Source organism: Streptosporangium sp. G11 (assembly GCF_051192615.1).
Classification (GTDB): Bacteria; Actinomycetota; Actinomycetes; order Streptosporangiales; family Streptosporangiaceae; genus Streptosporangium.
The window spans coordinates 141409-149856 of the sequence record NZ_JBPJUQ010000019.1; the positions used below are offsets into that span (position 1 = coordinate 141409).

Consider the following 8448-nt stretch of genomic DNA (forward strand, 5'->3'; position numbering starts at 1 on the left):
AGTCCACGGCACGGCCCCGACCTGTTCCAACGGATCAGTCCCAGTGTGCGCGGGGCGGGCCGCCCGGACGGGCATCCGTGCCGCTCAGGCGTGGCGCGGCGCCGGAGCGGGGGTGTGACCCGGGCGGGTCACACCCCCGCGAACACGATGCCCGCCGGACCGTTTCCACTAGACCGTTTCCGCCCGGACGCGCAGGGCCGCCTCGACCATGTTCCTGAGGCTGGCCTCCGTCTCCGGATAGCCGCGGGTCTTCAGGCCGCAGTCGGGGTTGACCCAGAGCAGGGCGGGATCCACCGAGGCGGCGGCCGTACGCAGGGCGGCCTCGATCTCCTCCGCCGAGGGCACCCTGGGCGAGTGGATGTCCCACACGCCGGGCCCGATGCCGCGCGCGTAGCCGAAGGCGCGCAGGTCGTCCAGGAGTTCCATCCGGGAGCGGGCCGCCTCGACGCTCGTCACGTCGGCGTCCAGGTCGCCGATCGCGCCGATGATCTCCCCGAACTCCGAGTAGCACATGTGGGTGTGGATCTGCGTGCTGTCGGCCACCCCGCTGGTGGCCAGCCGGAACGCGGCGACCGCCCACTCCAGGTAGGCCTCTCGGTCGGCCCGCCGCAGCGGCAGCAGCTCGCGCAGCGCGGGCTCGTCGACCTGGATGATCCTGATGCCCGCCGCCTCGAGATCGCGGGTCTCGTCGCGCAGGGCCAGCGCCACCTGCCTGACGGTCTCGCCCAGCGGCTGGTCGTCGCGGACGAAGGACCAGGCCAGCATGGTCACCGGGCCGGTCAGCATGCCCTTGACCGGCTTCTTCGTCCGCGACTGCGCGTAGGAGGCCCAGCGCACCGTCATCGGCTCGGGACGGGAGACGTCACCGAACAGGATCGGCGGGCGGACGTAGCGGCTGCCGTACGACTGCACCCAGCCGTGCTCGGTGGCGGCGTACGTAGCCCTCCAGCATCTCGGCGAAGTACTGGACCATGTCGTTGCGCTCGGGCTCGCCGTGCACCAGCACGTCCAGGCCGATGTCCTCCTGCAGCGCGATGACGCGGTCGATCTCGGCCTCCATCCTGTGCTCGTACCCGGCCCCGTCGATGTCGCCCGAGCGCAGGGCGGCGCGGGCCCGGCGCACCTCGTCGGTCTGCGGGAAGGAGCCGATGGTGGTGGTGGCCAGCGGCGGCAGGCCCAGGTCGGCGTTCTGCACGGCGAGCCGCTCGGCGTGCGGGGCACGCGGGGTGCCCTCGCCCAGGGCGTCCAGCCTGGCCCGCACCCGGGGGTTGAGGAACCGCTCCACGGCGCTCTCCCCCTCGACGGCCTCCTCGCCGTTCAGCGTCCTGCCGATCCGTACGACCTCGTCGACCTTCTGCCTGGCGAAGGCCAGCCGCTCGCGCAGCCGCGGGTCCAGCGAGGTCTCCGCGTCCAGGTCGAGCGGGACGTGCAGCAGCGAGCAGGAGGTGCTCACCACCAGCCGGTCGCTCAGCCCGAGCAGCGCGGCACAGGTCGCCAGCGCCTTCGAGGTGTCGGTACGCCAGACGTTGCGGCCGTCGACGACCCCGGCGACGAGGGTCTTGCCGGGCAGCCCGCCGACCGCGGCCAGCGCCTCCAGGTTGCCGGGGGCCGAGACGAAGTCCAGGCCGACGGCCTCGACCTGGCTGCGGGCCAGGATCTCCAGCGCGGGCCCGATCTCGCCGAAGTAGGTGGCCACCAGCAGCCGGGGGCGGCTGCTGAGCGCGCCCAGCCGCGCGTAGACCCGGCGCAGCGCGGCCAGTTCCTCGTCCGTACGGTCGGCGGCCAGCACCGGCTCGTCCAGCTGCACCTCGGCCACCCCCGCCGCGGCCAGCCGTTCCAGCAGCTCGGCGTAGGTCTCCAGCAGGCCGTCCAGCAGCCGCAGCGGCGCGAAGCCCGGCTCGGTGGACTTGGCCAGCAGCAGGAACGACAGCGGCCCGACCAGCACCGGCCGGGTCTCGACGCCCAGCCGCCGCGCCTCGGCGTACTCGGCCAGCGGCTTGCTCCAGTCGAGCCGGAACCGGGTCTCGGGGCCCAGCTCCGGAACCAGGTAGTGGTAGTTCGTGTCGAACCACTTGGTCATCTCCAGCGGCGCGACCCCCTCGGCGCCGCGGGCCATCGCGAAGTACGGGTCCGCGGCCCCGGAAAACCGCTCCGGAACCGCGCCCACCAACGCGATCGCATCCAGCACGTGGTCATACAGGGAGAAGGTGTTGGACGGCACCGCGCCCAGCCCCGCCTCTGACAGCTCCCGCAGACCGGCGGCCGTCTCCCCAAGACCGGCGGCATCGACCCGCCCGGCCCAGTAATCCTCCGTCGCCCGCTTCAACTCGCGACGGTCCCCGATACGGGGATACCCCAAAACAGGTGACACCACGGCGGAAAGCCGGTCACCGCCTTGAAAGGCGAACGGCTTAGATCGTGTCCGCTTTCACTGAGGCGATGAAGTCGGCCCATACCTCGGGGGTGAACGCCAAAGCGGGGCCATTGGAGTTCTTGCTGTCGCGGACGGCCACGATGCCGGGGAGGTTGGTGGCCACCTCGACGCAGTCGCCACCGTTGCCGCCGCTGCGGCTGCTCTTGAACCACCGGGCGTCCGTCAGGTCCATGATCCCATCGCTTTCTCCATCAAGGCCACCGATGCGGACTGCGGCAGGGCGCAGGCCCTTAGCGCGTCGAGCTGAGTCAACAGGGTCTCGATCTCGGTGGGACCGTTGACGATCTGACCTTCGGCTGCGGTTTCCAAATAAACTATATCGGGCGATCCTCTGAAGCTCGCGATCACGAAAGCCCCAGTTAAACCGGCGTGCGCGCCCACATCCAGCGGGATGACCTGGACGGTGATCCGGGGTCGCCGAACCAGTTCGAGAAGCTGCTCCAGCTGCTTGCGCATGACCTGCGGGCCACCGACCGGACGGATCAGCACGGCCTCGTCGAGGGTGGCCCAGAACATGGGCGGGTCTGGCTTGGTGAGGATCCGCTGGCGCTCCATGCGCGCGGCGACCAGTTCCTCCACCTGCTCGTCGGTGTCGCCTGGTCGTCCCGCTCGCAGAACCGCCCGCACCCGGTCCAGCATCGGCACCCGGCTGCGCCGCCTGGGCCGCGGCTTCGGCAAACAGCACGCTAAGAAGGACGCGGTCGCCGTCGCCGACACCCTGCTCCCACCCTGCTTTGTCATCGCTTAGGCGGTCATGGCTGGCAACACCGACTACCGAGAAGACGGCAACGACTTCTACGCCCGCCGCAGCGCCCGCCACGCCCAGCACCTGGCCGCCCGTCATCAAAAGACCCTGGAACGCCATTACCAATCCTCCTCGCAATTAGGGATCGGGCGTGCGGCGTGGCTTAGGGCTGGCTGAAGGCTTTCGCTTGCTTGATAAACGGGCCCACCCTCTGCGCCAAGATGATCACTGCGTCATCCACTCCGGCGGTTCAGTTGAGGTCGCCTTGCGCCACGTCTCCGCGACCTCCGAAGGGTTCTGCCGATAGAGGTTGCGGAGGAGCATTATTGCCACGCGGACGAGATCGGGGAAATCCCGCTCTACAGCGATCTGGAGGCCTTCCACAATTAATGCAAGGCCCTCCTCAAGTTATTCTGATTCACTTAGCAACTGGCCATTGACAACGCAGCTGGGGGCCAAGTCTACCGAGTGGACCTCAGGGTTGGCACGAGCAAGCGTGCGCCTGACGTCCTTCGAACGCCGCCTGCCGGTGACCGGGCTCGCGCTCGACGTGCGGCGGGGGTTTGTTTTCCCTTGCGACAAGCGGCGTAACCAGTTGCCGCGGTGCCCATCACCGTGGCCGCGACCGTCGACGGCCCACGCCGGTGTCGAGATGAACCGTCGATTCGACATACTCGAATGCCCGGTGAGGAATCCGTCGATCAGCCAGGAAAGTCCACGGATCGAAACCCTTGACAAGGTGTCTCGCATTTATCAAGGCTATGATCAGGTACCAAATCGAAGAGGATTCGAGTTATTCGAATGGTGACGACAGGAATGCCGACGACGAGGAAGTCGTCGAATACGACCAAGGCGTTCGAGCCGCTGGAGACGGTGGCGTCCGCCGGCACAGCGGGTGCGAGCCTGTACGATCTGGCAGCCGCGTCCCATGTCGCGGTCAGCACGGCCCACCGCTACGCCGCATCCCTGCTTGAGCTCGGCGTCCTGGAGAAGGACGGCGGCGGCCGGTACCGGCTCGTCGACATCACGATGACCAAGAAGGATACGATCGACCACCCCGACCGGCCCAGCCGATTCGCGTACGGGGCCACCCAGATCGAAGCCGAGGTCCCTTGCACGGTGTTCAAGGACAGCCCGTCTGTGGACATGTCCGTGGCGCTGCACAACCCGACGGACACGGCGAAGAGCTACGAGTACTGGACCTGTACCACGCTTGCATCGGGCGAGGAGTCGACCTGGGGTTCGCCGACGATGGACATCGTCACGAACGTCGACACCTTCCGGTACGACTCGGCCTACCGCTGGATGGCCGACGTCGAGCAGCCGGCTCACCCGCAGACGCCGACCGACCGGTATCTCGTGCTCGACAAGATCAAGAAGATGAGCGAGTGGCGTAGCGACGGCATCGCCTACGGTCAGGATCTGGCCACCACCCCGCAGAACAACTTCTGGGGCGTGGTAAACCACGAGAACCGTGAAAGCGTCGTCCGCGTCGGGGACAACACCATCACGCCCGGCATGAAGTTCTGGAGTGGGGACAGAACGGCTCCTTTCGACACGAACATATTCCGGCGCGGGTCGTCCGAACGGCCGTACATCGAGCTCTGGGCGGGTACGTCCGACAGGTTCTTCTCCCCGGCGGTCCTCCAGCCGCACCAGACGGGCTCGTGGACGGAGTCCTTGGCGCCGGCGCTTGGGCTCGCCGACGTCACCAACGCCACCGCCGACGGCGCCGCGCACGTCGGGTTCGTCCACGACGACGAAGGTGTGTCGGTCACGGCCAACGTGTTCACAACCCTCATCGGCCAGGACGTGACGGCCGCCCTGGTCGACGACTCGACCGGAAGCACGCTGACGAGCGTGACTCACGGGTGACGCGTACGTCTCGCACGAACTCTCTGCACCTGTCGAGTCCGGTGCGACCGCGACGCTCGTGCTCACCGATGGTGGCGGGAAGGAGTCACTGCGCGCGAGCGCGACCGACGAGTGAACCGAACCAGCGCACATCGGCACCCGTGACGGGGGCCGCGCCTCACGCGCGGCCCCGAGGCCCGGAGCGGCACGAACGGACGCCTTGCTCAACGGAGAAGGAAGCGCAATGAGAGCAACAACTCGCAATCGCAGACGTCGCTCGGCCGTGGCGGCCCTGAGCGTGATCACCCTGGGGGCATCTCTGCTCCTCGCCGCGATGCCGGCCGCCGCGACGCCGGCCGCCGCGGACGGTCCCAGCGCCTCGATCATCTTGGGCGAGGTCAACGAGGAGAACGGTCTCCGCCAGATCGAACAGGGTGACGGCACGACCGCACCCGTGACGGTTGGCGGGCTGAGCGCACGCGCGACCGTGCAGACCTCGGCACCGGCGGAACACATGTATTTCCAGGTCGACGACGCGATCGCCTTCGATGGCGCGTTCGTCGCGTGCCTGCAGGTCGAGTACTTCGACGAGGGCGGGGCCACATTCCGCGTCCAATACGACTCGACCAGCAGCGCGTACGGCTCGACGGGTTCGGTGAACCGCACCGGGTCGAACACGTGGAAGACGGCGGGCTTCGAGCTGATGGACGCCCGGTTCGCCAACCGCGAGAACGGCGGCGCCGACTTCCGCGTCGAGGCGGGCACGGCCGGGGTGACCTTTCACAGCGTGAAGTTGACGATCATCCAGAACGACGACGGCGTGACCCCGCCGTGCGCGGCCGCCTCGCCCGAGCCGGAACCCGTCCCCCCGCGCTGGAAGCTCAAGTATGTCGAGCAGTTCGGGAAGCCGATCCGCACTGAGGCCAGCCCGTGGGTGCTCGACGACTACAGCGAGCCGGTCGACGACTTCAACGACGACAACGGCGACCTCTACCGCCTTCAGCTCGGTCCCGAGTTCGACGCGGCGATGGCGACCATGCGGACCTACCGGCAGGAGACCGAGTTCGGCCGGGACGGCTGGCTCACGGCGTCCCTCTCCGCGCGCGAGAGCGGCGGGCGGGTCGACGACAGCTATACCGACACTGCCGAACGTCCGTCGATCACGACGGAGTCGCTGAAGAAGGCGGGCTCCGTCGCCAAGATCACCGTGCCCAACCACACAGGTGGCGCGATCATTCGCAACACCGAGCCGCTGCCGAAGTACTACCGCATCGAGTACGACCTCAAGACGCTCGACTTCGGCGGCTTGCGTGACGGCTCGCTGTTCTACGACGGCAAGTACAACGGGTACGCCCTCGGGGAGTGCAAGACGTTCTACCCCTGGGTCGGCAACCCGGACGACATCGAACCGGCCGACCCCTGCGCCACACGCTCCGTGCGGGAGGACAGCAACGAGGCGTACAACGCGTTCCACTTCATGTCGATCCTGGACTTCCCGGCGATGCCCCGGAACCTGGCGATGTACCACTGGCACCGCAAGGTGCTCATGGACCAGTTCAGCCCGGCCCCGTCCCGGAACACGGACGGCTACGACGTCTGCAACTCGCGGACCGGCGAGAAGTACCCCTGGGACGAGAGCAACCGCACCACGGTGAACATGCTCTACTTCACGGGTTCGCTCGGTCAGTCGCAGACGTTCGTGACGAGCTGCGACCGTCGGCCGGTTTCCGGCGTGCAGAAGTCGGCCGTGGAACTGCAGCCCGAGCTGATGCCCAAGGAGGACTACACGTTCGCAATCGAGCGCACCGAGGCGGGTTACACGCTCGAGGTGAGCGGCAACTTCAAGAACGTCGGCAAACAGACTTACCGGTTCACCCGGGGCTTCATCGACGACGACGCCGGCGTGGTCGGGGCGAACGTCCCGATCTTCCATTACAACGTGGACGCCGAGGAGTACGACGGCCAGTTCAACACGTCGCACACCGCGCAGGGCGCATTTGGCTCCAAGACGTGGGACAACCAGTGGCCGGCCGGCTCGGCCTACCCCGACTACTTCGTCATCGGTGAGCCGTACACGAACGTCGGTGAGGGCCAGGCCCGCATCGACAACATCCGGCTGTACGTGCCGAAGAAGTAGGCACGGGAAGGTCGCGGTCGAACTGACGCAGCCGCGCCCCTGGGACCTCAGACTGCACCCAGGGGCGCGGCCTGCGCTCCGAATTCACGCGATCCTTCATTTCGAGTCTTCGATTAGTTCGAATCATCGTCAACCAAAGTTGCGTTGACAGTTTGACCAAAGAGCGGCCCCCTGTCCAGGAAGCCGTCACCTTCTACCAGGAGCTGGCGCGATCTGAGCCCGAGCTGTATAGCGCAACGTACGAAAGGCTGACGGGGAAACTGATCGGCATGGCGATGGAGGCCAAGAAGGAGACCTCCTAGCTCACTCCAGCGGGCGCGGGACGCTTACCCGTCGCGCAGACGTCCCATAGCCGTCCTTGACGATGTTCCACCGTCCCGTTCGGCTTCCCATCCTAGGCAGTTATGGAACGTGGAACAGGTCCGTGCCCGCGCGTGGTGACAGTCAGGACCAGCTACACCCAGTTCGACGCAGACGAGCCGCTGTGGACCTGGCGCGCCGACAGCGGCGACGGTGCTCGCGGCGCATACGGCGTCACCAACGTGCCCGCCGTCGCCCGGGAGCGACTGTTGGACGCGCTGCGGGCCATGCCCGGAACCGGGACGGGGGCGATCCGTCAAGCGTGGCTGGATATTGGAGGGGTGGCCTTCCGGCCAGGGCATCAACGAGCTTGCCCAGCGCCTTTCGCTTCTCATCTAGGGCGAGGCGGGCGTTGATCGTCATGGTGACCTGACTCATGGCGTCCTTCCCTCGGCTCATGCCATGCCGACCCACGACCGCGCGGAAGACACACGGGAAAGACGCGTCCCAGGCCCTCCCACGAGGCCACGGATCACCGCACGCCGGACGGCGCACGGGCGGCTGGCAGGTCTTCGGACTCGCGGGCATCGTGCACACTTCCTACTGACCGTCGCTTCCCAGATGACACGCATCCAGTGCCGATGACGGCGTTCGTTCCCACTCACCGCTGCGGGGCAGTCCCGGAATCACACCGGGTTCCCTCTTACGACTCCCGACACCAACACAGCGCCGGAAGAACCAACCGCGCCCCGAAGCATATGCCAGACACCGCCGCCTCCAGCAGCAGGGCCGTTGCGTTCTCGACGGGTGAGACGGCTGCACCCCTGGGACGGAGGCAGCAGGCCGGCTGAGGCACCCCAGCGTGAAGATGACAAACGCGCCCCCTGATGATCGGCGGTGTCTAGTGCCGTGACCGCATAGGTTCACCGGGTTGAAGTCGAACCGGCCCTCGTCGCCCGTGTGCCCCTGGCAGGATCT

5 protein-coding genes, 1 pseudogene and 1 riboswitch are annotated in these 8448 nt (G+C 67.4%); of the genes and pseudogenes, 3 read left to right on the top strand and 3 right to left on the bottom strand.

Annotated elements, in window-relative coordinates:
• Positions 1–168: 168 nt before the first annotated feature.
• From metE to ACSDR0_RS20125, 3 genes and pseudogenes are all read right to left on the bottom strand, one after another.
• A pseudogene (gene metE, locus ACSDR0_RS20115) lies at positions 169–2374 on the bottom strand (5-methyltetrahydropteroyltriglutamate--homocysteine S-methyltransferase).
• Positions 2375–2411: 37 nt separating this feature from the next.
• Positions 2412–2606, bottom strand: coding sequence for a DUF397 domain-containing protein (locus ACSDR0_RS20120; protein WP_435290377.1), 195 nt, complete (start codon positions 2604–2606; stop codon positions 2412–2414).
• Positions 2597–3073 carry a DUF5753 domain-containing protein gene (locus tag ACSDR0_RS20125; RefSeq protein WP_435290384.1) on the bottom strand — a complete coding sequence of 159 codons (477 nt, stop codon included), beginning with the start codon at positions 3071–3073 and terminating at the stop codon, positions 2597–2599. Before ACSDR0_RS20125 ends, ACSDR0_RS20120 begins: the two co-directional genes overlap by 10 nt.
• 115 nt (positions 3074–3188) lie before the next feature.
• Here ACSDR0_RS20125 and ACSDR0_RS20130 point away from each other — a divergent pair, with 115 nt between their 5' ends.
• The 3 genes from ACSDR0_RS20130 to ACSDR0_RS20140 all read left to right on the top strand — a co-directional run bounded on the left by ACSDR0_RS20130 (position 3189) and on the right by ACSDR0_RS20140 (position 7170).
• Positions 3189–3356, top strand: coding sequence for a hypothetical protein (locus ACSDR0_RS20130; RefSeq protein ID WP_435290378.1), 168 nt, complete (start codon positions 3189–3191; stop codon positions 3354–3356).
• Between the two features lie 639 nt (positions 3357–3995).
• The gene (locus tag ACSDR0_RS20135) at positions 3996–5054 is read left to right on the top strand and encodes a helix-turn-helix domain-containing protein (RefSeq protein WP_435290379.1); all 1059 of its coding nucleotides are present in this window, start codon (positions 3996–3998) and stop codon (positions 5052–5054) included.
• 223 nt (positions 5055–5277) lie between these two features.
• Positions 5278–7170: a hypothetical protein gene (locus ACSDR0_RS20140; protein ID WP_435290380.1), complete on the top strand. Its 1893-nt coding sequence runs from the start codon at positions 5278–5280 to the stop codon at positions 7168–7170.
• A gap of 846 nt (positions 7171–8016) precedes the next feature.
• A riboswitch (cobalamin riboswitch) is annotated at positions 8017–8228 on the bottom strand.
• Positions 8229–8448: the final 220 nt, after the last annotated feature.

Coding starts and splice junctions, on each gene's coding strand:
- ACSDR0_RS20135 (WP_435290379.1), top strand. CDS start 3,996: ATGCCGACGACGAGGAAGTCGTCGAATACGACCAAGGCGTTCGAGCCG.
- ACSDR0_RS20140 (WP_435290380.1), top strand. CDS start 5,278: ATGAGAGCAACAACTCGCAATCGCAGACGTCGCTCGGCCGTGGCGGCC.
- ACSDR0_RS20120 (WP_435290377.1), bottom strand. CDS start 2,606: ATGGACCTGACGGACGCCCGGTGGTTCAAGAGCAGCCGCAGCGGCGGC.
- ACSDR0_RS20125 (WP_435290384.1), bottom strand. CDS start 3,073: ATGCTGGACCGGGTGCGGGCGGTTCTGCGAGCGGGACGACCAGGCGAC.
- ACSDR0_RS20130 (WP_435290378.1), top strand. CDS start 3,189: ATGGCTGGCAACACCGACTACCGAGAAGACGGCAACGACTTCTACGCC.